At 63.9% G+C, this 21715-nt stretch carries 20 protein-coding genes, 3 tRNA genes and 1 pseudogene; 8 read left to right on the top strand and 16 right to left on the bottom strand.

The window, feature by feature from the left end:
- Positions 1 to 41: 41 nt before the first annotated feature.
- The gene (gene otsB / locus HDG34_RS17250; RefSeq protein WP_090801136.1) at positions 42 to 791 is read right to left on the bottom strand and encodes a trehalose-phosphatase; all 750 of its coding nucleotides are present in this window, start codon (positions 789 to 791) and stop codon (positions 42 to 44) included.
- A 487-nt stretch (positions 792 to 1278) separates the two neighbouring features.
- Here otsB and HDG34_RS17245 point away from each other — a divergent pair, with 487 nt between their 5' ends.
- The 3 genes from HDG34_RS17245 to HDG34_RS17235 are packed head-to-tail and all read left to right on the top strand — an operon-like array spanning position 1279 to position 3307.
- Positions 1279 to 1893 (top strand): SCO family protein, encoded by a 615-nt coding sequence (locus HDG34_RS17245; RefSeq protein ID WP_184061428.1) that lies wholly within the window; start codon positions 1279 to 1281, stop codon positions 1891 to 1893.
- Positions 1894 to 1921: 28 nt separating this feature from the next.
- Positions 1922 to 2383 (top strand): copper chaperone PCu(A)C, encoded by a 462-nt coding sequence (locus HDG34_RS17240; protein ID WP_184061427.1) that lies wholly within the window; start codon positions 1922 to 1924, stop codon positions 2381 to 2383.
- A 39-nt stretch (positions 2384 to 2422) separates the two neighbouring features.
- Positions 2423 to 3307, top strand: coding sequence for a cytochrome c oxidase assembly protein (locus HDG34_RS17235; protein ID WP_184061426.1), 885 nt, complete (start codon positions 2423 to 2425; stop codon positions 3305 to 3307).
- Positions 3308 to 3318: 11 nt separating this feature from the next.
- Here the strand turns inward: HDG34_RS17235 and HDG34_RS17230 are convergent, their stop codons facing one another.
- On the bottom strand, positions 3319 to 3819 hold the full coding sequence (locus HDG34_RS17230) for a GNAT family N-acetyltransferase (RefSeq protein ID WP_184061425.1): 501 nt from the start codon (positions 3817 to 3819) through the stop codon (positions 3319 to 3321).
- 139 nt (positions 3820 to 3958) lie between these two features.
- Positions 3959 to 4495 (bottom strand): annotated as a pseudogene (locus HDG34_RS17225) (TraB/GumN family protein); the annotation flags it as partial.
- A gap of 228 nt (positions 4496 to 4723) precedes the next feature.
- Between HDG34_RS17225 and HDG34_RS17220 the strand changes: the two are divergent.
- A complete protein-coding gene (locus HDG34_RS17220; RefSeq protein ID WP_184061424.1) occupies positions 4724 to 4924 on the top strand; it encodes a hypothetical protein in 201 nt (66 codons plus the stop codon).
- A gap of 142 nt (positions 4925 to 5066) precedes the next feature.
- On the opposite strand, the gene HDG34_RS17215 is transcribed toward HDG34_RS17220, so the two are convergent.
- From HDG34_RS17215 to uvrC, 5 genes are all read right to left on the bottom strand, one after another.
- A tRNA-Cys gene (locus HDG34_RS17215) sits at positions 5067 to 5140 on the bottom strand.
- Positions 5141 to 5268: 128 nt separating this feature from the next.
- Positions 5269 to 5344: transfer RNA gene (locus HDG34_RS17210), tRNA-Gly, on the bottom strand.
- Between the two features lie 61 nt (positions 5345 to 5405).
- Positions 5406 to 5481, bottom strand: a tRNA-Gly gene (locus HDG34_RS17205).
- Between the two features lie 181 nt (positions 5482 to 5662).
- Positions 5663 to 6256, bottom strand: coding sequence for a CDP-diacylglycerol--glycerol-3-phosphate 3-phosphatidyltransferase (pgsA, locus tag HDG34_RS17200; protein ID WP_184061423.1), 594 nt, complete (start codon positions 6254 to 6256; stop codon positions 5663 to 5665).
- A 203-nt stretch (positions 6257 to 6459) separates the two neighbouring features.
- On the bottom strand, positions 6460 to 8691 hold the full coding sequence (gene uvrC / locus HDG34_RS17195; protein WP_184061422.1) for an excinuclease ABC subunit UvrC: 2232 nt from the start codon (positions 8689 to 8691) through the stop codon (positions 6460 to 6462).
- 263 nt (positions 8692 to 8954) lie between these two features.
- On the opposite strand from uvrC, the gene earP reads away from it, so the two are divergent.
- From earP to HDG34_RS17175, 4 genes are all read left to right on the top strand, one after another.
- Complete coding sequence (gene earP / locus HDG34_RS17190; protein WP_184061421.1) at positions 8955 to 10148, top strand: elongation factor P maturation arginine rhamnosyltransferase EarP; 1194 nt, start codon at positions 8955 to 8957, stop codon at positions 10146 to 10148.
- 396 nt (positions 10149 to 10544) lie between these two features.
- Positions 10545 to 11102, top strand: a complete 558-nt coding sequence (efp, locus tag HDG34_RS17185) for an elongation factor P (protein ID WP_008919334.1) — start codon at positions 10545 to 10547, stop codon at positions 11100 to 11102.
- Between the two features lie 274 nt (positions 11103 to 11376).
- Entirely contained in the window at positions 11377 to 11583 is a 207-nt protein-coding gene (locus HDG34_RS17180) for a CsbD family protein (protein WP_090801149.1), read from the top strand.
- Positions 11584 to 11771: 188 nt separating this feature from the next.
- On the top strand, positions 11772 to 13154 hold the full coding sequence (locus HDG34_RS17175) for a sigma-54 dependent transcriptional regulator (protein ID WP_184061420.1): 1383 nt from the start codon (positions 11772 to 11774) through the stop codon (positions 13152 to 13154).
- Between the two features lie 110 nt (positions 13155 to 13264).
- Here HDG34_RS17175 and nagZ read toward each other — a convergent pair whose 3' ends face one another.
- From nagZ to lepA, 8 genes are all read right to left on the bottom strand, one after another.
- Positions 13265 to 14293, bottom strand: a complete 1029-nt coding sequence (gene nagZ, locus HDG34_RS17170) for a beta-N-acetylhexosaminidase (RefSeq protein WP_184061419.1) — start codon at positions 14291 to 14293, stop codon at positions 13265 to 13267.
- Positions 14294 to 14357: 64 nt separating this feature from the next.
- Positions 14358 to 14825, bottom strand: coding sequence for a holo-ACP synthase (acpS, locus tag HDG34_RS17165; RefSeq protein WP_184061418.1), 468 nt, complete (start codon positions 14823 to 14825; stop codon positions 14358 to 14360).
- Between the two features lie 24 nt (positions 14826 to 14849).
- The gene (pdxJ, locus tag HDG34_RS17160; protein WP_184061417.1) at positions 14850 to 15614 is read right to left on the bottom strand and encodes a pyridoxine 5'-phosphate synthase; all 765 of its coding nucleotides are present in this window, start codon (positions 15612 to 15614) and stop codon (positions 14850 to 14852) included.
- The gene (recO, locus tag HDG34_RS17155; protein ID WP_184061416.1) at positions 15611 to 16525 is read right to left on the bottom strand and encodes a DNA repair protein RecO; all 915 of its coding nucleotides are present in this window, start codon (positions 16523 to 16525) and stop codon (positions 15611 to 15613) included. The genes pdxJ and recO overlap by 4 nt, the downstream gene beginning before the upstream one ends.
- Positions 16512 to 17411 (bottom strand): GTPase Era, encoded by a 900-nt coding sequence (gene era / locus HDG34_RS17150; protein WP_184061415.1) that lies wholly within the window; start codon positions 17409 to 17411, stop codon positions 16512 to 16514. Before era ends, recO begins: the two co-directional genes overlap by 14 nt.
- Positions 17412 to 17465: 54 nt before the next feature.
- Positions 17466 to 18746 (bottom strand): ribonuclease III, encoded by a 1281-nt coding sequence (gene rnc, locus HDG34_RS17145; RefSeq protein WP_184061414.1) that lies wholly within the window; start codon positions 18744 to 18746, stop codon positions 17466 to 17468.
- 186 nt (positions 18747 to 18932) lie between these two features.
- Entirely contained in the window at positions 18933 to 19826 is an 894-nt protein-coding gene (gene lepB / locus HDG34_RS17140) for a signal peptidase I (RefSeq protein ID WP_184061413.1), read from the bottom strand.
- An 18-nt stretch (positions 19827 to 19844) separates the two neighbouring features.
- On the bottom strand, positions 19845 to 21638 hold the full coding sequence (lepA, locus tag HDG34_RS17135) for a translation elongation factor 4 (protein WP_184061412.1): 1794 nt from the start codon (positions 21636 to 21638) through the stop codon (positions 19845 to 19847).
- Between the last annotated feature and the right edge of the window lie 77 nt (positions 21639 to 21715).

The raw sequence follows: 21715 nt of genomic DNA, 5'->3' as shown, positions 1-21715 counted from the left end.
CCGATGCAGTATGTTGTTTTCGTTGAACGGGGCCGCCGGCGTCATGCGCCGCGCGCCGCCGCGACGATGGTTTCGAGCCAGTCGAGCAGTGACGACACCGATTCGACGCGCGTGTGCGCCATCGTTTCGCCCGCGCCGACCTTGATCGACAGACCGCCGCGCTCGTTGACGACCGCGAAGCCCTTCTCGTCGGTCAGATCGTCGCCGGCGAAGATCGGCGTGCGGCCGGTGAACGGCAGCTCGTCGAGGAACGCGCGCGTCGCGCGGCCCTTGTCGACGTCCTTCGGCTTGATCTCGTAGACCATCTTGCCGGGCTGCAGCACGTAAGAAGCGGGGTAATCGGCGACGAGCCGCTCGGTCGCCTCGCGCGCGACCGGCTCGCGGTCCGGCGCGTTGCGGTAGTGCAGCGCGAGCGCCGCGCCCTTGATCTCGAGCAGCATGCCCGGATGTTCGTTGACGACCTGCGCGAGCACCTGCTCCATGCGCAACAGGCGCTCGTCGTGAAAGCCGATGCGCTGCGTGTCGCCATTCGCATCGCGCCGCTCGGCGCCGTGCAGACCCGCGACCGGCAGATCGGGCATGCCGAGAAAACTGTCGATGCTGTCGATGCCGCGCCCCGACACCACCGCGACCGCGCCATTCGTCAGACTGCGCAGTTCGCGCAGCAGGTCGATCACGCGCGGCTGCACCAGCACGCCGTCCGGTGTGGGGGCGAGTTCGACGAGCGTGCCATCGAAGTCGAAGAAAAATGCCGTCTCGCTCGGAGACAGAACAGCCGGAAGTGCTTGCATCGCCTTGGTTCGCCTTTCAGCCATCTATGGCCGGAAAAGTGTGCGCATCTTACCGCGCATCCGTCAATTTTTCGAGAAAGTAAGCTGGGACTCAAGCCCGATGGGCGATCTATTCATCCGCCTCCATCGATTGCGTTCAAAAGCGCAACGATCGGGCTTCAACCGGCTTTCAGCAAGCTGCGTCAAATTGACCCGCAAATCGTGCGCCCGGCGCGCTGCGCGACGCTGGCGCCAATTTTGCGCTACAGTCGCTGCCACGCGGACCGTCGGCGTGATGGACATCGTTGCACGCTCTCGCTCAATCGCGTGCCGCGCGCGAATCTTGCGCGGCATGATCGGGCGACGGTGCGGCCTGCCTGCTCCATCGATTCGTGTTGCCTGCTCTTCAATCGAGTCATTGAACCCTGCTTTGTTCCCGATCCTGCCACCCCAGCGCCCGCGGCCGAACCTGTCCCGCTCACGACCCAAGCGACTCACGCACCGCTTGATGCACGGGTTGGCACGCCGGTTTGCGGCGGCAACTGCGCTGGGGACGCTGGTCGCGCTCGCCGCGCTGACCGGTTGCACACAGCGCGCCGAGCCGTGGCAGTTGACCAACGTGACCGGCCACCTGCCGGATCTGGACTTCACCTTGACCGACGACACCGGCCGTCCCGTCAACGCCGCGTCGTTCAGGGGTCGCACGTCGCTGGTTTACTTCGGCTACACGCATTGCCCGGACGTCTGTCCCGAAACGATGGGCCGTCTGATGCAGGTGCTCGGCAAGCTCGGTCCCGATGCGCAGAAAGTGCGCATTCTGTTCATCACCGTCGATCCCGCGCGCGACACGCCGCGGGCCTTGCACGACTATATCGGCGCGTTCGACGCACAGCACGCCGAAGGGCTGACCGGCACCGACTGGCAGATCGAGTCGCTGGCCAAGCGCTATCGTGTCGCTTATCAGATGGAAAAGCGCGACTCGAACGGCAACTACGAGGTCACGCACAGCTCCGCCGTCTATGTGTTCGACAGCCGGGGCCGCGCGCGCCTGCTCGCCACCGATCACGACACGCCCGATGCGATCGCGCAGGACCTGCGCCGCATCATCGATGACCAATCCTGATTCTTCTTTGATCCCACTCCATTCCATCATGACGATCAAGCTCAAACCAATCGCTTCCCTCGCCTGCGCGCTCGCGCTGTCACTCGGCGCCGCGTCGGCCGCGCAAGCGGCCGATGCTCACGCGATCAGCATCAAGGACGCGTGGGTGCGCTGGCTGCCGAACAACCTGCCCGCGGCCGGCTATGCGACGCTCGTCAACGCGAGCGACAAGCCGATCGACCTCGTCGATGTATCGAGCGACGACTACGGCGATGCGATGCTGCATCAAACCGTATCGAACGGTTCGACGCAGAAGATGGTGATGGTCGACAAGCTGTCGGTGCCCGCGCATGGCCAGGTCGCGATCGCGCCGGGCGGCTATCACGTGATGCTCGAGGACGCGAAGCACAAGGTCGCGCCGGGCGACACCGTGCGTCTGACGCTGAAGTTCTCCGACGGCGAAACAGTGAGCGCGCCGTTCGCGGTCAAGTCGCCGGGCCAGACCAGGTAAGCGGCACGACGAGCCGCCGCCACCGCACGCGCCATCGCCATGAACCTGCTCTACTGGCTCGATCCCTGGGAGTTTTCGCCGACCGTCGTGATCGCGTTGCTGATCCCCGCGATCCTGTTCGTGCGCGGCGCACGCAAGGCGCGGCTGTCGTTCGCGCGGCGTCTGTCATTCTGGTTCGGGCTGCTCGCGCTGTATGTCGTGCTGCATACGCGGCTCGATTATTTCTTCGAGCATGAATTCTTCATGCATCGCTTGCAGCATCTGGTGCTGCATCATCTCGGGCCGTTCTTCATTGCGCTGTCGTATCCGGGCGCGGCGTTGCGCGCGGGAATTCCGTTGCGCTGGCGACAGCGCTTCGTGCGGCCGGCGCTGCAAACACCGCTCGTGCGCACGGCGCTCGACGTCGTCATGCACCCGGTCGTCGCGCTCACGCTATTCGTCGGGCTGATCTATTTCTGGCTGCTGTCGCCGATCCATTTCGTCGCGATGCTCGACTGGCGGCTCTATCGCGTCATGAACTGGAGCATGGCGATCGACGGCCTGCTGTTCTGGTGGCTCGTACTCGATCCGCGTCCGGCGCCGCCCGCGCGTCTGTCTCCGGGCAAGCGCGTGCTCGTCGTGATCGCGGCGATTCCGCCGCAGATCGTTCTCGGCGCATTCATCTTTTTTACGACGCACGAGTTGTATCCGATCTACTCGATCTGCGGCCGCGCGTTCACGTGGCTGAGCCCGATGCGCGATCAGCAGATCGGCGGGCTCCTGCTATGGATTCCGGGTTCGATGATGAGCGTGGTCGGCGCGCTGATCGCGCTGCGTCACTGGATGCGGCTGTCGTCTCGCGGACGCCTGCGCGCCGAGCGGCATGCAAAAGCGGCGCGCGGGCTCACGCATGCGGCGTCGACGACCACGAACGTGCCCCGCTGACCCGTTCGCGTTCACAGCGCGCGCATCCACACATGCGGGATGCCGTCTTCGTCGTGAATCTCCGAGATCGGCATGAAGCCGAACGCACCGTAAAAACCTTGCAGATGCGCCTGCGCGTGCAGACGGATCGGCGTATCGGGCCACTGCGCACGGATTTGCGCGAGCGAGCGTTCGAGCATCGCATTGCCGAGACCGATGCCGCGAAACGGCGCGGTCGTCAACACCCTGCCGATGCGCACATCGGCATCCGCCGCATCGGGCAACAACACGCGCAGATAGCCGGCCAACGGCGGCAGCGCCGCACCGTCGCCGGTGCCATACGCAAGCAGATGCCAGGCTTCGACGTCGAACCCATCGATATCGCCATACACGCAGTTCTGTTCGACGACGAACACCGCGCTGCGGGCGGCCAGCATCTCATAGACTTCGACGCTCGTGAGGTTCCCGAACGGCTTCCAGCGCCATTCGAGCTGGGCGAGCCGCGCGGCGGCGGTGTGTTGCGGTTCAGTCATCGGTAGCTTTCAGGGTCAATGCGCGACAGCGCGGGCAACGATCCGCAATTATGCCGCGCGCCTCGTCATCGAGCATGCGCAGGCTTGGCATCCGGGCGGTCGACACGGCTGTCTTCAGTCGCGAAAGCCGCGCACGCGTTCAGAGCACCGCTTGCACGGGTCGCGCGAGACAGTCGGGGAGATTGCCGGGGCCGCATAGATGCAGCGCGCCGACGACCACCAGCGTGCGCTCGCGAACGTCCAGCAACTCGCTCAGCCGCGCGGCCCACGCGCGATTGCGCACGTCGAGAATCGCCTGACGGATGCCGGCCAGATTGAACATCGGCGCTTCGACGGCGATTTGCTGTATCGCGTGCAGATCGCCCTCCAGCCACGCCGCGTGCATCCGCTCGAGCGTGCGCTGCGGTTCGCCGCGGTCGGCCATCAGCATGTCGAGCGCCGCGGCAATGGCTTCGAGCGGAATCGATTCGAGCGCGACTGCGACGTCCCGCGCGGACTCGAGAAAGCGATACGGCTTCGCCTGCGCGAGCGCCGAGCGCAACATGCGCGGCTCGACACCCTCGACGACCTGCTGCAGCAGCGTCGGCGCGACGATCAGCGCGGCCCACGGACGCAGTGTTTCAAGCGGCGCGAGCAGGCCATCGGTCGGCCACAGCGCCTGCAGTTGCCTCCAGGCGACGCCGTCCGAACTCTTCACGAATAGCGCGTTGGGCCTGATCACGAATACGATCAACGGGCAATCGCTGTATAGCCCGCAGGCAAACTGGCAAGCAGGCGCTGCCTACATCAAGGTGGTGCGGCAAATGGTCGGAGACGAGTTGTACACCTACGACTGCATCTCACCGGCTACGACAGGCAGTAGTCCGACGCCCTGCTCGTCACGTTGCAAGGCGTTCGCGCATGGGTGGCCAACAGCGTGCTCGGGGGTAGCACGACCGACTATCGCGTGTATTACCAGAACAACGGCGGCATCTACGCGGGTTACATGATCAGGAGCGGCACAACGATGCAGATAGCACCGCTCGGAGGCGGTACGCCGCAAGAGCACTACTGCTTCCTGAACCCCGCTGCCGTGCAGTCAATCAAATCCGCGCTCAATTTCTGATCGATTCGGAGGAACGTCTGCGGCACACAGTCGGATCGACCGCTCCGCTCACCTTGATGACGACGATCGACAAGGCTGGCGAAGAGAGGAACAGAAAAAGAAAAGCCCCGACAAGTCGGGGCTTTCGCTTTACATCAAAGACTGGAGGCGCGAGCCGGAGTCGAACCGGCCTAAACGGCTTTGCAGGCCGCTGCATAACCGCTTTGCTATCGCGCCACAAGCGGACTGGAACCTGGACACGGGTTCGCAGATTTATCTGGTGATAATCAGAAGAACCGAAGCTCTGGAAGTTCAGAACGAGCGGCCTTCCAAACAAAAAGGGAAGCGCTGCTTCCCCTGATGTATGGAGCGGGAGACGAGGCTCGAACTCGCGACCTCAACCTTGGCAAGGTTGCGCTCTACCAACTGAGCTACTCCCGCATTGAACTGCTTCACCGCGCTGCCTTTTTTACTTCGCCAAACAACGCGATGCTTCGAATACTGGAGCGGGAAACGAGGCTCGAACTCGCGACCTCAACCTTGGCAAGGTTGCGCTCTACCAACTGAGCTATTCCCGCGTTGTGCTGCATTTACTGCGTCTCCGGTGTTTCGCGTTGCGCGCATCGGAGAAACGAGATTATGGAGAATCGACTGAAACGTGTCAACCCCTTTGCCCGTCTGTGTTAAAGAAAATATTTCTCTCGTAGTAGTGCGGGGTTCGAACACACTTTTGCGCCCCGTGCTCTTCTATTCACACCGTCACGCAATGCCGCCGCGCTCGCGAATCTGCGGCCACGCGAGCTTCATGTAGTACAGCATCGACCAGATCGTCAGGAACGCAGCCAGATAGATCAGCCACAGGCCCCACACGCGCGTGTCGACCGTCACGCCGCCACCGAGCGGCAGCGGGCCATAGAACAGCAGCATCGGAATCGCGACCATCTGGCAAGCGGTCTTGAACTTGCCGAGCGAGTTCACCGCGACGCTCTTCGACGCACCGATCTGCGCCATCCATTCGCGTAGCGCCGAGATCGCGATTTCACGTCCGACGATCACGAGCGCGATCGCGGAATCGATCCGCGTGAGTTGGACGAGCACGAGCAGCGCCGCGGTCACCATCAGCTTGTCGGCGACCGGATCGAGAAACGCGCCGAATGCCGAGGTCTGATTCCATTTGCGGGCCAGAAAGCCGTCGAACCAGTCGGTGAGCGCCGCCAGGATGAAGATCGTCGCGGCCGCGAGATTGCGGTGCGCGAGGCTCATCATCATGTCGGGCAAATAGAACACACCGACGACGAGCGGAATCAGCACGATCCGCAGCCAGGTCAGGAATATCGGGAAATTAAACGGCATGGGGCAGGCGCAGCGTCTGACGAGTGAGTTGCAATTGTGCCGTGTCACAGGGCCTGCCACAAGCAAGCGCGCCCAGGCATGGCCGCGCGGGGGCGGCAAGCGAGCCGCCCCCGGCGCGTCGTTCGCAGCCAGCGCATCCGCAGCGCGACGCCGCGGGTCCGATGAACCGTCGTTCCGATCACAGCCCGGCGTGGCCCGCCAATTCAATGCAGTTGCCGGTAGATCTGCTCGGCGAGCGCCTGCGAAATGCCTTCGACGCTCGCGAGATCCTCGACGCTCGCGGCCACCACGCCGCGCAAGCCGCCAAAGCGCGCCAGCAGGCGCTGACGCCGCTTCGCCCCTACGCCTTCGAGTTCTTCGAGCCGCGAGGTCTGGCGCGTCTTGCCGCGTTTGGCGCGCATGCCGGTGATCGCGAAACGATGCGCTTCGTCGCGGATCTGCGCGACCAGCATCAGCGCGGCGCTTTCCTTGCCGAGTTCGAGCGGCGTGCGGCCGTCCGCGAAAATCAGCGTCTCGAGACCGACCTTGCGCCCCTCGCCCTTCGCGACGCCGACGAGCATGCCAGTATCGAGCCCCAACTCCGTGAACACCTGCCGCGCGATCTCCACCTGCCCCTTGCCGCCGTCGATCAGCACGATGGTCGGCAGCACGCCGCCGGCCGCGGCCGGCTCGGCGGCATCGGCGGCGAGCGCGGGATCGGCGGCCGCGTCACTTTGCGATTCGGCGGCTTCGTCGCTCGCATTCGCGGCGGCCTGCGCGACCATCTTTTCGTAGCGGCGCGTGAGCACCTGGCGCATCGCCGCGTAATCGTCACCGGGCGTGATGCCGGCGATGTTGTAGCGGCGATACTCGGACGACTGCATCTTGTGGTGGTGATAGACGACGCAGGACGCCTGCGTCGCCTCGCCCATCGTGTGACTGATGTCGAAGCATTCGATGCGCAGATGCGCGAGGTCGTCGCACTCCATGCCGAGCGTGTCGGTCAACGCGCGCGTGCGCGCCTGCTGCGAGCCCTGCTCGGAGAGCAGGCGCGCGAGCGCGAGCCGCGCGTTCTGCTCGGCCATCGCGAGCCACGCGCGCCGCTGTCCTTGCGGTTGACGCAGTACGGTCACCTTGTGGCCCGCCTGCTCGATCAGCACGTCGACGAGTTCGCGCGCCGGCGCGTGGCTGACCACCAGCACCGGCGGCACGCGATTGCCGAGGTAATGCTGCGCGATGAACGCTTCGAGCACTTCGGATTCGATGCCGCCTGGCGCGCGGCCGTTGCGGCGCTTCGCCGCGCGGCCGGACTCTGCGTTCCCGTCGGTGCCTTCGTCCGCGCCTTCGTCGCTGACGGCGTCCAGGATCGCTTCGGCAGCCTCGTCGATCGCGTCTTCTTCAATACCATCGGCGTCCTCGTCTTCCGACGGCATGTCCTGAGCGATCGCGAGCGCATCGGCCGAGGCGCTCGCCGCCGCGGCCGATGGCGCGACCGCTCGCGCATCCGCCGATGCATCGTCCTGATCGCCGTCTTCTTCGAGCCCGCCTTCCTCCGCCGTCAACGCGCTCTCCACGTGCGTGGGAAAGTACGCCTTGTCGCCGAGATGTCGTCCGCCGCGCACCATTGCGAGATTCACGCACACGCGGCCGCCCAGCGCGACTACCGCGAGAATGTCGACGTCGCTGTCGCTGCCGACTTCGATTGCCTGCTGATGCAGCACCGTCGACAGCGAACTCATCTGGTTGCGCACCGCCGCGGCCTGCTCGAACTTCAGCTCGCTCGCGAACGCATGCATCTTCTGCTCGAGCTCCTTCATCACCTCGCCCTGACGGCCGAGCAGAAAGCGCGACGCGTTGGCGACGTCGCGCGCGTAATCCTCCTCGCTGATGTTCGCGACGCACGGCGCCGTGCAACGGCCAATCTGATGCAGCAGACACGGCCGCGTGCGGTTGTTGAACACCGAGTCTTCGCAGGTGCGCAGCTGGAACACGCGCTGCAGGATCTGAATGCTCTCGCGCACCGCCCACGCGCTCGGGAACGGGCCGAAGTACTGGTTCTTGCGATCGACCGAGCCGCGGTAATAGGCCATGCGCGGAAACTTGTGGCCGGTCAGCTTCAGATACGGATATGACTTGTCGTCGCGAAACAGGATGTTGTAACGCGGCGTGAGCGCCTTGATCAGGTTGTTTTCGAGCAGCAGCGCCTCGGCCTCGGAACGCGTGACCGTGGTCTCGATGCGCGCGATGCGCGTGACCATCATCGCGATACGCGGCGACAGCTGTGTCTTCGTGAAGTAGCTCGATACGCGCTTCTTCAGATCGCGCGCCTTGCCGACGTAGAGCACCGCGCCACTCGTGTCGTAATAGCGGTAGACGCCGGGCAGATGCGGCAGTTGGGCGAGCACTGTTTTCGGCTCGAAGGTGTCGGGGGCGTCGCTGGCTTCGGGTTCGGTCATGCGGGATCGATTGGGGTGGGACTGTCTCGCGCTGCCTCGCCGCTTGCACCGGTTGCACCGGTTGCACCGATTGCACTGATTGCGCCGTCGGGTGCCCGGCATCGTGCGCCGGGCGTCATGTCGCGTGTCGCCGATGCGGCCCGCATGGCGGACAAAGGGCGCGCGCGATCGCGAGCGAGGCTTTAGAATCGCCAGTTTAGAACATTCCGCGTTCGTTCGAACCCGCTCCGGTTCGCCGGAGTCACCGAGCCAGCCGAGCCGCCATGTCCTCCGTCGCGCCCGATTCCGGATCACCCGCCGCCCCTGCCAACCCGATCGCCTGCGATATCTTCTGCGCGGTGATCGACAACTTCGGCGACATCGGCGTGTGCTGGCGCCTTGCGCGCCAACTCGCGCGCGAGCACGGCTGGCAGGTGCGCGTGTTCGTCGACGATCTGCATGCGTTCAGGAGGCTGTGCCCGTCGCTCGGGCTGGAGCGTGCGCGGCAGACGCTCGACGGCATCGTCGTCGAGCATTGGCACGAACCGTCCCACGCTGGCGATACGCTCGAAGTCGCCGACGTCGTGATCGAGGCGTTCGCCTGCGAACTGCCGCCCGTCTATATCGCGGCGATGGCAGAGCGCGCGAGCGTGCCGCTCTGGTTCAACCTCGAATATCTGAGCGCCGAGGACTGGATCGCCGATTTTCATCTGCGGCCATCGCCGCATCCGCGCTACGCACTCAGCAAGACCTTCTTTTTCCCCGGACTCGGCCCCGGCACCGGAGGTGTCCTGAAGGAGCGCGATCTCGACGCGGCGCGCGCCGCGTTCGAAGCGTCGCCCGCCGCGCGCACCGACTGGTGGCGCAACATCACGGGCCACGCGCCGCCGCCCGCCGACGCGACGGTCGTGTCGCTGTTCGCCTACGAAAACCCGGCCGTCGACAGCCTGCTCGAACAATGGCGCGACAACGCAAGCCCAATCGTGCTGCTGGTGCCCGAAGGACGCATTTCCGGCGCGCTGGCGCGCTTTTTCGGCCTACCGTCGTTTGCAGCGGGCACCCATGCGACGCTCGGCAACCTCAGCGCGCACGCGCTCGCGTTCACCGAACAGCCTGGCTACGACGCACTGCTCTGGGCGAGCGACGTCAATTTCGTACGCGGCGAGGACTCGTTCGTGCGCGCGCAGTGGGCCGCCAAGCCGTTCGTCTGGCACATCTACCCGCAGGCCGACGACGCCCATCTGCCAAAGCTCGACGCCGCACTTGCGCACTACACCCGCACGCTCCCAGCTGACGCGCGCGCCGCGCTCGAGCGCTTCTGGCACGCTTGGAACGGCGCTGGTCAGCCGGACTGGGCGGAATTCCAGCGCCACTATCCGGCCCTGAAAGGGCGCGCCGCCGGCTGGGCGGTCGAACTCGCGCAAGTCGGCGATCTCGCCGGAAATCTGACCTCGTTCGCAAAAACTCAGTTAAAATAAGCGGTTATCCAACGGCCGACGACGCAAGCGCGGCCCGATTAGACCAACTACCCCATGGTCAGCCCGTCTGACCGGTCCCCTCGAAAAACACAGCACGCGTCCCCAATCTTCCGGTCGGGCACGCGAATGTCAAAAAAGGGACGTATGTTTGGGCGTGTTGCAGATCGGCGCCCCTCGTGTACACGCCCGAACAGGGTAAAAATCAGGTAACGGACAGGTGGAACGCCGAGGCATCACGCTCCCGGGTTTTCGCCGCGAGCCGATCCCGTTTCACGCATCCGGGCTGCGCGGCCGCTTCACGCGGCGCGCGGCAGGCGGTGGGCGAAACGCCGAAGCCGCTTGCGCCGTATGCCGTTGAGCAACAGTTAAGCTATTTATCTCGTACAGGACAGTTTTATGAAGACCGCACAGGAACTCCGCACCGGCAACGTCGTGATGATCGGCGCAGACGCAATGGTCGTGCAAAAGGCCGAATACAACAAATCGGGCCGTAACTCCGCCGTCGTCAAGATGAAGTTCAAGAACCTGCTGACCGGCGCAGGCATGGAAACCGTGTACAAGGCGGACGACAAGTTCGACGTCGTCGTGCTCGAGCGCAAGGAAGTGACGTACTCGTACTTCGCCGACCCGATGTACGTGTTCATGGACGCCGACTACAACCAGTACGAAGTCGAAGCCGAAATGATGGGCGACGCGATGCACTACCTCGAAGACGGCATGGCTTGCGAAGTCGTGTTCTACAACGAGAAGGCGATCTCGGTCGAACTGCCGACCACGCTGGTTCGCGAAATCATCTACACGGAACCGGCCGTCAAGGGCGATACGTCGTCGGGCAAGGTGCTGAAGAACGCCAAGCTGAACACCGGCTTCGAACTGCAAGTGCCGCTCTTCTGCAACATCGGCGACAAGATCGAAATCGACACGCGTACGCACGAATACCGCAGCCGCGCCTAAGCGCCCGCCTGCGTCACCCCGCCAGCGCCGGCGCCCTGCCGGCCTGCACAAAAAGCGCTCAATTTTTGGGCGCTTTTTCTTTTCTGTCGCGCCGTGTATGGTTTAGGAAAACTTTACCGGCAAATTTCTCAAAATTACCATCGCGACATCCGGATTTCGCGTTGGGCGCGCGGCAAGCCCTTGATCGATTTCATCCACGCTCTTTGGCACGATCTCTGCTAGGTGGAGAGAGTTACGCGAGTATCGCTCATTTTCCACTGCTGGGAGAGGCACCATGAACAACGACATCGCTGAAGGTAAATGGAGACAGATGATCGGCAAGGCGAAGACCGCATGGGGCGAACTGACGGACGACGAGTTGACCAAGGCCGAAGGCCGGGCCGACAAGCTCGCTGGTCTGATTCAGGAACGCTATGGCAAAACCCGTGAACAGGCGGAACTCGAAGTGCGCCGGTTTTTCGATAGCAACCGGGATTTCTGACAGGACCAGTGAAGGAACCACAGGCGCCGGCCCGCGCGACTCAAGGCGCAGTGCCGGCGGCTGTCGTTTTTTCACCGCCCAAGGACCGTTGGTTTAGCCCTGTCATCGAGCCCTCAGAGCCCGGAGTGCGCGCCATCAGCGTTGGCGGCGCACCGGGCATTCAACCCATTCATAAAATTGCGCTCGCCATGCCACACGCCCTGATTGTTGAAGACGATCCCAATAGCCTGTCCGGCCTGTCGGCAATCCTCGCCGCCGACGGCTTTTCAGTCGACACCGCGACCACGCTCGCCGAGGCCCGCGGCGCATTGACGCGCTTCATCCCCGACGTCGTGCTCGTCGACCTGAATCTGCCGGACGGCAGCGGCCTCGATCTGTTGCAGCATCTGCCCGCGCATCCGCCGGGCGGCGCGCTTCCGGTGATCGTGATGACCGGCAATGCGACCGTCGAGAGTGCGATCGAGGGCTTGCGGCACGGTATCTGGGACTATCTGCTGAAGCCGGTCAACATTCCGCGCCTGCGCAGCCTGCTCGCGCGCATTCCGCGGCCTTATGAGCTGACCGAGGAGGTCCAGGCGCTGCGCGCGGCGCTGCGCCAGCTTGGGCGCTTCGGCTCGATGCTCGGTCGCAGCGGCGCCATTCAGCACGTGTACGACACGATCGAGCGTCTCGCGCCGACAGAAGCCGCGGTGCTGATCTCCGGCGAGGCTGGCACCGGCAAGCAGATCGCCGCGCGCACGCTGCACGACATGAGCCGCCGCCGCAAGGGCCCGTTCGTCACATTCGATTGCCGCGGCGCGACCGCGGGCGGGCTCAATCGCTCGCTCGACAGCATGCTGCTCGGTCACGAACGCGGAGCGTTCGGCGGCGCCGAGCAGCGCGAGCCGGGCCTCTTCGAACAGGCGAGCGGCGGCACGTTGTTCATCAACGAAATCACCGAGCTGCCGCGCACGCAGCAGGAAGCGCTGTTGCGCGCGCTCGATTCGCAGACCTTCATGCGCGTGGGCGGTACCAGCCAGATCGTGACCGACTTCCGGCTCATCGCGTCGACGCGCAAGTCGCCGCGCGCGGCGGTCGCGGACGGCTCGCTGCATCAGGACCTCTCGCTGCGCCTCGAAGCCGCCGCGGTCATGCTGCCACCGCTGCGCGAGCGTGGTGAAGATCCGCTGCTGATTGCGCAGGCAGCCGTCGACGAACTGAATGTGGAAGCGACCGCGCGCGGTACGGCCGAGGTCGCGAAGCAGGCGGCGCCGAATTTCCTGCGCGAATGCCTCACGTACGACTGGCCGGGCAACGTGCGCGAACTGCAGGAGCGCGTGCGGCGCGCTTATCAGGCATCGGGCGACGTGATCGAGTCGTTGCGCGCCGACGAAGCCAGCACGGCGAACGGCCGCGATCTGAACGGCAGTCGCGTGCAGGTGACCGTCGGTACGCCCCTCGCGGACGTCGAAGAAATGCTGATCCGCGCGACGCTCGACGCGGTCGGCGGCACGCGGCATCGAGCGGCGTCGTTGCTGGGAATCAGCCCGAAGACGCTGTACAACAAGTTGCAGCGCATGCGCTTGAACTGAGCGATCGGATCGCGCGTGCTGCGGTTGTCAAGCAAAGCTCGACGGCGGCTCGCACCGTTCGAAGCTGATAAAAAATGGCGCCTTGAATTGCTTCAAGGCGCCATTTCCGTTTATGCAAACGTACTGCGCAGCAGCCTCTGCGCTTCGGCGTACCGTGGCTCGGCCATCAGCTTGCTCCACGTGAGCGCTTTACCGCGCGGCCGCATGCGCTTCAGCCGCCGCTGCGATTCCCTCGCCGGCGTGACGCGCAGCGCGTCGAGCACCTTCTCCGCTTCGTCCGGCTGGTTGCAGATCAGCACCATGTCGCAGCCGGCCTCCAGGGCCGCTTGCGCACCTTCGGTCAGCGTGCCGCCCTGGCGCGCGGCTTCCATCGACAGATCGTCGCTGAAGATCGCGCCTTCGAAGCCAAGCTTGCCGCGCAGGATGTCCTGCAACCAGATGCGCGAGAAGCCGGCCGGCTTCGCATCGACCCGCGGATAGACGACGTGCGCGGGCAGCACCGCGCCAAGCGACAGACCGAGCCAGTCGTACGGCGCGACGTCGTTGCCGAGGATTTCGTCGATCGGGCGTTCGTCGACGGGCATCGCGACGTGCGAATCTGCCTGCGCGAATCCGTGCCCTGGAAAATGCTTGCCGCAATTGCTCATGCCGGCGAGCGCGAGGCCGTGGTTCAAACTCTTCGCGAGCAGCGCGACCACGCGCGCATCGCGATGGAACGCGCGATCGCCGATCACCTGCGAGTGTCCATAGTCGAGGTCGAGCACCGGCGTGAAGCTCATGTCGATACCGCACGCGCGCAGTTCCGCGGCGAGGATATAGCCGACCGCGGTCGTCACCTTGGTCGCGTGCAGCACGTCCTGGTCCCACAGCGCGCCGAGCTTACCCATCGACGGCAGCACCGTGAAGCCGTCGGTGCGAAAGCGCTGCACGCGGCCCCCTTCGTGATCGACGGCGATCAGCAGATCCGGGCGAATCGCGCGGATGGCAGCGGTCAGCCCGACCAGTTGCGCGCGGCTCTCGTAGTGGCGCGCGAACAGGATCACGCCGCCGGTCATCGGGTGAGCGAGACGCCTTTTGTCATCGCGGTTCAGCGTTTTGCCGACCACGTCGAGCATCACCGGTCCGGGTGTGGTTTTCATCGAATTCCGCGGGAAAACTGTGAGACAACACAAACGCGACCGCCAGCGGCCGCGCTCAACCTTTTCATTCTGTGGCGGAACGGGCGGACGAAGCTCGCGACGCCGCCGCCGCCAACGAACCTTCCGTATCGCCCGGCCGCTGCGTCTCCGCGATCACGAACGACACCGCGTAGTCGCGCTCGTCGCTGATCGTCACGCGCGCCGTGATGCCGCGCGCGTCGAGCCAGTCGGCCAGCTCGCCAGAGGCGACCACCATCGGCTCGCCGCTCGGCCGGTTCAGCGTTTGCAGCGCGCGCCAGCTCATCGGCCAGTGCATGCCGAGGCCGATCGCCTTCGAGAACGCCTCTTTCGCCGAGAAGCGCGTCGCGAGAAACGCGAGACCGCGCGCCGCCGAACGGGCGTGGCGCGCGTGGTACACGCGTAGTTCGTCGGGACCGAGCACCTTCTCCGCGAAACGGCCATTGGTGCGAGTCATCACCGCTGCTACGCGGCTGACCTGAACGATGTCGGTGCCGATTCCGTAGATTGCCATGCGTGCGTCCGTCGCCAGGTTGCGTTACGCGCGCGCGCCGAGACGTGCGGCGACCATGATCGCCTTCATCTCGCGCACCGCGTTGTCCCAGCCCGCGAAGATCGCATGCGCGACGATCGCATGGCCGATGTTGAGTTCGACGATGCCGTCGATCGCCGCGATCTGCTGCACGTTCGTGTAGTGCAGGCCGTGGCCCGCGTTCACTTTGAGGCCGAGCGTCGCGCCGAATTCGACTGCTCGCACGATGCGCTCGTATTCGCGCTGCTGTTCCGCGGGATCATGAGCTTCCGCGTAACGGCCTGTGTGCAGCTCGATCACCGGCGCGCCGGCTTCGTGCGCGGCGCGAATCTGCGTCTCCTCGGGGTCGATGAAGAGCGACACGCGCGAGCTCGCGTCCGCCAGTTGCTTGCATGCGGCGCGCACCGCCTCGAACTGTCCGGCGACGTCGAGACCGCCTTCGGTCGTCAGCTCCTCGCGCTTTTCCGGCACGAGGCAGACGTCGTGCGGTTGCACTTCGCACGCGATGTCGAGCATTTCCGGCGTGACCGCGCATTCGAGATTCATGCGCGTTTTCAGCAGCGGACGCAGCTTGTGTACGTCGGCGTCGACGATATGCCGGCGGTCTTCGCGTAGATGCAGCGTGATCGCGTCGGCGCCGGCTTCTTCGGCCATCAGCGCGGCGCGGATCGGATCGGGATAGGACGTGCCACGCGCGTTGCGCAGCGTGGCGACGTGGTCGATGTTCACGCCGAGGTCGATCGCGGTCGGCGAAGTCAGGAAGAAGCTCATAGGTTCTGCAGGTCGATCAGGATCTGGCGGGTGGCAAGCGGCGCGCCGCCGAGATAGGTGTTGAGCAGGAAGCGCATCAGCGTTTTGCTTTGCGCGACGGTCTGCGCTCGATGGTAATCGTCCTTTTCCATATCGAGCAAGGTTTGTCCCGTCACTACCGGCCACTGCGCGGGCCATTCGTCCGATGCCTCGCGTACCCCGCGCTCGGGATCGAACACGTAGCGGCCGTCGGCGAGCACCGCTTTGCGTGCGACCGTGCGGTCGAGCGCCATCGCGTAACCGGTCTCGCGTAGCAGCACGCGTTCGAACGAGCGCAGCACCTGCACCGGCGGCTCATCGTGCGCGAGCCGCGTCAGCGTGACGACGTAGTGATGGAACAACTGAGGATGCGGGTCTTCGCGCGCGCAGAAGCGCACCAGCAGTTCGTTGACGTAGAAACCGCACAGCAGCGCGTCGCCGGTCAGCGGCAGCATGCCGCCGACCCATTCGGCGCCGGTCAGCGTGCGCATTTCGGACTTGCCCGACCACGCGAGCGACAGCGGCTGGAACGTTTGCAGCACGCCGCGCAGCGCGGAGTGCGGGCGCTTCGCGCCCTTTGCGACCAGCGCGAGACGGCCGTGATCGCGCGACAGCACGTCGATGATCAGGCTGGTCTCGCGATACGGATAGCTATGCAGCACGAACGCGGGCTGCTCGGTGATCCGATATTCGGATGTGGAGGTGCGCGGCGCGCGGCGTGCCGGCGTTTTGCGTGGCTCGCCATCGTCGGCGGGTGCGCTTTTCGCGCTTTTTGGGCTTTTTGCGTCGGCCGACGATTTCCTCGCGCTACGCGCGGGCCGAGACGGTTCGTGCTCCGGCTGATCCGAAGCCTCGTCTGAATTGAGCGTCATCCACGCGTCATTCGTACCCATACGCACGAAGCCCGGCTTCATTGTCGGCCCAGCCGCTCTTCACCTTGACGAAGGTTTCGAGGTACACCGGCCCGTCGAACAGCTTTGCCATGTCGAGGCGAGCCTCGGTGCTGATCTGCTTCAGCTTCGCGCCCTTCTGGCCGATGATCATCGCCTTGTGCATGTCGCGATCGACGAGGATCGTCGCGAAGATACGGCGCAGCCGCCCTTCGGTTTCGAACTTCTCGATCAGCACGGTGCTCGTGTACGGCAGTTCGTCCCCGGTCCAGCGGAAGACTTTCTCGCGCAGGATTTCGGCGGCAAGAAAGCGCTCGCTGCGATCGGTCAGGTCGTCCTCGCCGTAGATCGGCTCGCCTTCCGGCAGGAACGGCTTGACGGTGGCCAGCAGACGTTTGATGTCGTCGGAATTTTTCGCCGACAGCGGCACGATCTCGTTGAACTCGCGCAGCGTGCTCATCTGCTGCATGAACGGGAACAGCGAGTCTTTATCCGACACGCGATCGAGCTTGTTCGCGATCAGCAGCGTCGGGACCTTCGCCGGGATCAGATCGAGTACCTTCTGGTCGTCAGGGCCGAAGCGGCCTGCTTCGATGACGAACAGGATCGCGTCGACCGAGGTCAGCGTCGACGTAACGGCGCGATTCAGCGAGCGGTTCAGGGCGCCGCTGTGTTTGGTCTGAAAACCGGGCGTGTCGACGAAGATGTACTGGGCGTCTTCGAGCGTATTGATGCCGGTAATGCGATGGCGCGTGGTCTGCGCCTTGCGCGACGTGATGCTGACTTTCTGGCCGACCAGCGCGTTCATCAGCGTGGACTTGCCGACATTCGGGCGGCCGACGATCGCGACCATGCCGCAGCGAAAACCAGTGGGAGTGGGAGCGTTCATATTCGGACTACGGCAGGTTCAGTTCGGCGCGCGCGACGCGCACGCCGATGGCAATCAATGGCCCGCATCGGCGACGCGCGTTTGCACCGCGTCGGCGACGCCGGGTTCGTGTTCGGCAGGTGCCGGGGACACCGAGACAACCGACGCGGGCGCGGCGCTCACGCTCGACGCAGCAATCCCCGGCGCGGCTTCGCGGCTGCGCTGACGGTCTGCGCTGCGAGCGTGTGACGACGTGTCGGCTTTGAGGTCGGGGGTTTTGTCCGCTGCTGGTTTTTCGGCCGGCTTGTCGACAGGTTTCTCGCCCGCGTGGATCGAAACCTTGTCGGCCCTCTCCGTCTTTTCGGACTTTTCGGCGCGCTCCGGCTTGTCCTGTCCGCTGTACTCCACATGCGCGGCACGAATTACAGCCAACGGCGCACCGGCGGGACCCGGCGCGGCACGCTCGGCCGCCGGTCTTTCAGCGGCTGATTTTTCCACGAAAGGTTTGTCGGCGTGCGCCTCCAGCGCGACAGCCGCGCGCCCTTCACCGCGCGCGCTCTTGCGATCCGGTGCGCGCAAATCCAGTGCGGCCTGGACGCCGGTCACGCCCGGCACGATTTCCTGCTCGGCATTTTTCGCGGCACGCGCGCCCTTCGAGCGCTTCGGCTTCGCGACCACGGCAGGCGCCGCGGCCATCACTTCGTCGAGCGCCTTCTTTGCGGCCGCCTGCTCCGCCGCGCGACGGCTCGCGCCGGAGCCAGACACCTTGACGTCCAGCTTCGGCACCGTACATTCCACTTCGAACTGCTGATTGTGCGCCGCACCATGCGTGGCGACGACCGTATAAGTAGGCAACGCAATCTTGTGGCCCTGCAGATACTCCTGCAGCAGCGTCTTCGCGTCCTTGCCAAGCGTGCGCGGGTCGATATGGTCGAGAATCGGTACGTAAAGGCGCTTGATGACCGTCTGCGCAGCCTCGAATCCGCCGTCCAGAAATATCGCACCGAGCACCGCCTCGAGCGTATCCGCGAGGATCGATGGGCGGCGGAAGCCGCCGCTGCGCAACTCGCCCTCGCCGAGGCGCAGGCCCTCCGAAATATTGAGTGCCTGAGCAATCTCGTAGAGGGACTGCTGTTTGACCAGATTGGCGCGCACGCGAGACAGGTCGCCTTCGTCGAGTTTGCCGAAACGTTGGAACAAAAGCGCAGCCACCGCGCAGTTCAGAACGGAGTCGCCGAGAAATTCGAGCCGTTCGTTATGCGTGGAGCTATGACTGCGGTGTGTTAGAGCCTGGCGCAGCAATTCCGCATTGCGAAATTCGTAGCGCAAACGGCTTTCCAACGGAGATAGGGGCATGGGCAGAGTATAACGCGGGCGCCTGACCCGGCGGAAACACGGGGGCGCCAGCGGAAAAAGCGTGGTGAAACGACGTTACCGCGAGTTCTTAAAGTAGCATGACAACACGCCGCGGCCGAGATAACCGGGCGCCGGTTATTCGCGCGGCGTGTGAGAAGCGCTCATGAAGCGATCGATGCACGCGACTCACTGGAAAGGGCCGATGCGCCGCAGATCGCTGAAGTTCATCCAGATGAAAAATGCGCGGCCGACGATATTGCGTTCAGGCGCAAAACCCCAGTACCGGCTATCCGCGCTGTTGTCGCGGTTATCGCCCATCATGAACAAATTGCCCGGCGGCACTTTGCAGATCACGCCACGCGCGTTGTACTGGCAGTTGTCGCGATACGGATAATCTTCCGCACCGACGATGAACGGCGGCACCGCCGGATTATTCAGAATCGCGTTCTTGCGGCCGTCGATATCTTCCTGGAACTGCTTCGCATAACCGAGACGCTCTTCGTCGAGATAATCGGGCAACGGCGTTTCAGGCACCGGCTTGCCGTTGATCGTGAGTTTCTTGTCCTGATACTCGATCACGTCGCCGGGCAGACCAATGACGCGCTTGATGTAGTCGACCGATTCGTCTTTAGGATAACGGAACACCACCACGTCGCCGCGATGGACCGGACTGCCCTGCGTGATCCTCGTGTTGGTAATCGGCAAACGTAGACCATATTCGAATTTATTCACGAGGATGAAGTCGCCCACCAGCAGCGTCGGCACCATGGAGCCCGATGGGATCTTGAACGGCTCGATCACGAACGAGCGCACGGCGAACACCACCAGAATCACCGGAAAAAAGCTCGCCGTATATTCGAGCCACCACGGCTGACGCAGCTTGTCGTCGCGCAGACGCGCGCGCGTTTGCGCGGCGTTTTCATCGGCGAAACGCTCGCCGATGCGTGCCTGCTGACGATCGAATTCGGCGACTGCGGCTTCCGCCTCGCGGCGCCGTTTCGGCAGGAAAACCAGTTTGTCCGCGACCCATGCGACACCCGTCAAAACGACGAGCACAAAAAGAATCAGCGCAAAATTCATAGGGTTCCGTTATTCAACTTATTTGTCTTCGACACGCAGAATAGCGAGGAAAGCCTCTTGCGGGATTTCAACCGAGCCCACCTGCTTCATTCGCTTCTTGCCTGCCTTCTGCTTTTCAAGCAGCTTCTTCTTACGCGTGATATCACCGCCGTAGCATTTTGCCAGCACGTTCTTACGCAACGCTTTAATGTTTTCGCGCGCAATAATGTTCGAACCGATCGCGGCTTGAACCGCTACGTCGTACATCTGACGCGGAATCAGCTCGCGCATTTTCGCCGCCACTTCGCGGCCGCGGTACTGGCTTTGCGAACGGTGCACGATAACCGACAGCGCATCGACCTTGTCGCCGTTGATCAGCATGTCGACCTTCACGACGTCCGACGCGCGGTATTCCTTGAACTCGTAATCCATCGACGCATAACCGCGCGAAATCGACTTCAGACGGTCGAAGAAATCGAGCACGACTTCACCCATCGGAATTTCGTACGTAAGCTGAACCTGACGACCGTGATACTGCATGTTGATCTGGTTGCCGCGCTTCTGCGTACACAACGTGATCACCGCGCCGACGTAGTCTTGCGGCATGTACAGGTTCACGGTGACGATCGGCTCGCGCACTTCCTCGATCTTCGACGGCTCCGGCATCTTGGCCGGATTCTCGACCATCAGGGTCGTGCCGTCGCGCTGCAGGACTTCGTAGACCACGGTCGGCGCCGTCGTGATCAAGTCCATGTCGAACTCACGTTCGAGACGTTCCTGCACGATTTCCATGTGCAACAAACCGAGGAAGCCGCAGCGGAAACCGAAACCGAGCGCCTGCGACACTTCCGGTTCGTACTGCAGCGACGCGTCGTTCAGCTTCAGCTTTTCGAGCGAATCGCGCAGCGCGTCGTACTGATTCGCTTCGACCGGATACAGACCTGCGAACACCTGCGGCTTCACTTCCTTGAAACCCGGCAGCGGCACGGCCGCCGGCTGGTTCACGAGCGTAACCGTGTCGCCGACCTTCGCCGCCGCGAGTTCCTTGATGCCGGCGATGATGAAGCCCACCTGCCCCGCCGACAGTGATTCGAGATCCTTCGACTTCGGCGTGAACACGCCGATATGTTCAACCGGATACTGCGCGCCGGTTACCATCAGCCGGATCTTGTCCTTCGGACGCAGCGTGCCGTTGACGATGCGCACCAGCATCACGACGCCGACGTAGTTGTCGAACCACGAGTCGATGATGAGAGCCTGCAGCGGCGCTTGCGGATCGCCCTTCGGCGGCGGCACTTTCGCGATCAGCGCTTCGAGCACGTCTTCGACGCCGAGGCCCGTTTTCGCGCTGCAATGCGTCGCGTCGGTCGCGTCGATGCCGATCACGTCCTCGATCTCGGCGATCGCGTTTTCGGGGTTCGCCGCCGGCAGATCGATCTTGTTCAACACCGGCACCACTTCGACGCCGAGTTCGATGGCCGTGTAGCAATTGGCGACGGTTTGCGCCTCCACACCCTGGCTCGCGTCGACGACGAGCAGCGCGCCTTCGCACGCGGACAGCGAGCGGCTGACTTCGTACGAGAAGTCGACGTGCCCCGGGGTGTCGATCATGTTCAGGTTGTAGAGCTGCCCATCGCGCGCGCGATACGACAACGCGGCGGTTTGCGCCTTGATGGTAATGCCGCGCTCGCGCTCGAGATCCATCGAGTCGAGCACCTGAGCTTCCATCTCGCGGTCGGACAAACCGCCACAAATCTGGATGATGCGATCGGCGAGCGTCGACTTGCCATGGTCGATGTGCGCGATGATCGAGAAGTTACGAATATGATCCATTCAGTGCCGATCAAGCGAAAAGGCGCGCCCCGGACAATAGCGGAGCACGCCTTGTAAGTAGGTGAAAATCCTATCTA

The organism is Paraburkholderia sp. HC6.4b, assembly GCF_014200875.1.
Lineage (GTDB): Bacteria > Pseudomonadota > Gammaproteobacteria > Burkholderiales > Burkholderiaceae > Paraburkholderia > Paraburkholderia tuberum.
Note: the sequence above shows the minus strand (reverse complement) of the source record. Positions and strands in the feature narration are given on the sequence as shown.

Coding starts and splice junctions, on each gene's coding strand:
- otsB (WP_090801136.1), bottom strand. CDS start 791: ATGCAAGCACTTCCGGCTGTTCTGTCTCCGAGCGAGACGGCATTTTTC.
- HDG34_RS17245 (WP_184061428.1), top strand. CDS start 1,279: ATGCACGGGTTGGCACGCCGGTTTGCGGCGGCAACTGCGCTGGGGACG.
- HDG34_RS17240 (WP_184061427.1), top strand. CDS start 1,922: ATGACGATCAAGCTCAAACCAATCGCTTCCCTCGCCTGCGCGCTCGCG.
- HDG34_RS17235 (WP_184061426.1), top strand. CDS start 2,423: ATGAACCTGCTCTACTGGCTCGATCCCTGGGAGTTTTCGCCGACCGTC.
- HDG34_RS17230 (WP_184061425.1), bottom strand. CDS start 3,819: ATGACTGAACCGCAACACACCGCCGCCGCGCGGCTCGCCCAGCTCGAA.
- pgsA (WP_184061423.1), bottom strand. CDS start 6,256: ATGCCGTTTAATTTCCCGATATTCCTGACCTGGCTGCGGATCGTGCTG.
- uvrC (WP_184061422.1), bottom strand. CDS start 8,691: ATGACCGAACCCGAAGCCAGCGACGCCCCCGACACCTTCGAGCCGAAA.
- earP (WP_184061421.1), top strand. CDS start 8,955: ATGTCCTCCGTCGCGCCCGATTCCGGATCACCCGCCGCCCCTGCCAAC.
- efp (WP_008919334.1), top strand. CDS start 10,545: ATGAAGACCGCACAGGAACTCCGCACCGGCAACGTCGTGATGATCGGC.
- HDG34_RS17180 (WP_090801149.1), top strand. CDS start 11,377: ATGAACAACGACATCGCTGAAGGTAAATGGAGACAGATGATCGGCAAG.
- HDG34_RS17175 (WP_184061420.1), top strand. CDS start 11,772: ATGCCACACGCCCTGATTGTTGAAGACGATCCCAATAGCCTGTCCGGC.
- nagZ (WP_184061419.1), bottom strand. CDS start 14,293: ATGAAAACCACACCCGGACCGGTGATGCTCGACGTGGTCGGCAAAACG.
- acpS (WP_184061418.1), bottom strand. CDS start 14,825: ATGGCAATCTACGGAATCGGCACCGACATCGTTCAGGTCAGCCGCGTA.
- pdxJ (WP_184061417.1), bottom strand. CDS start 15,614: ATGAGCTTCTTCCTGACTTCGCCGACCGCGATCGACCTCGGCGTGAAC.
- recO (WP_184061416.1), bottom strand. CDS start 16,525: ATGGGTACGAATGACGCGTGGATGACGCTCAATTCAGACGAGGCTTCG.
- era (WP_184061415.1), bottom strand. CDS start 17,411: ATGAACGCTCCCACTCCCACTGGTTTTCGCTGCGGCATGGTCGCGATC.
- rnc (WP_184061414.1), bottom strand. CDS start 18,746: ATGCCCCTATCTCCGTTGGAAAGCCGTTTGCGCTACGAATTTCGCAAT.
- lepB (WP_184061413.1), bottom strand. CDS start 19,826: ATGAATTTTGCGCTGATTCTTTTTGTGCTCGTCGTTTTGACGGGTGTC.
- lepA (WP_184061412.1), bottom strand. CDS start 21,638: ATGGATCATATTCGTAACTTCTCGATCATCGCGCACATCGACCATGGC.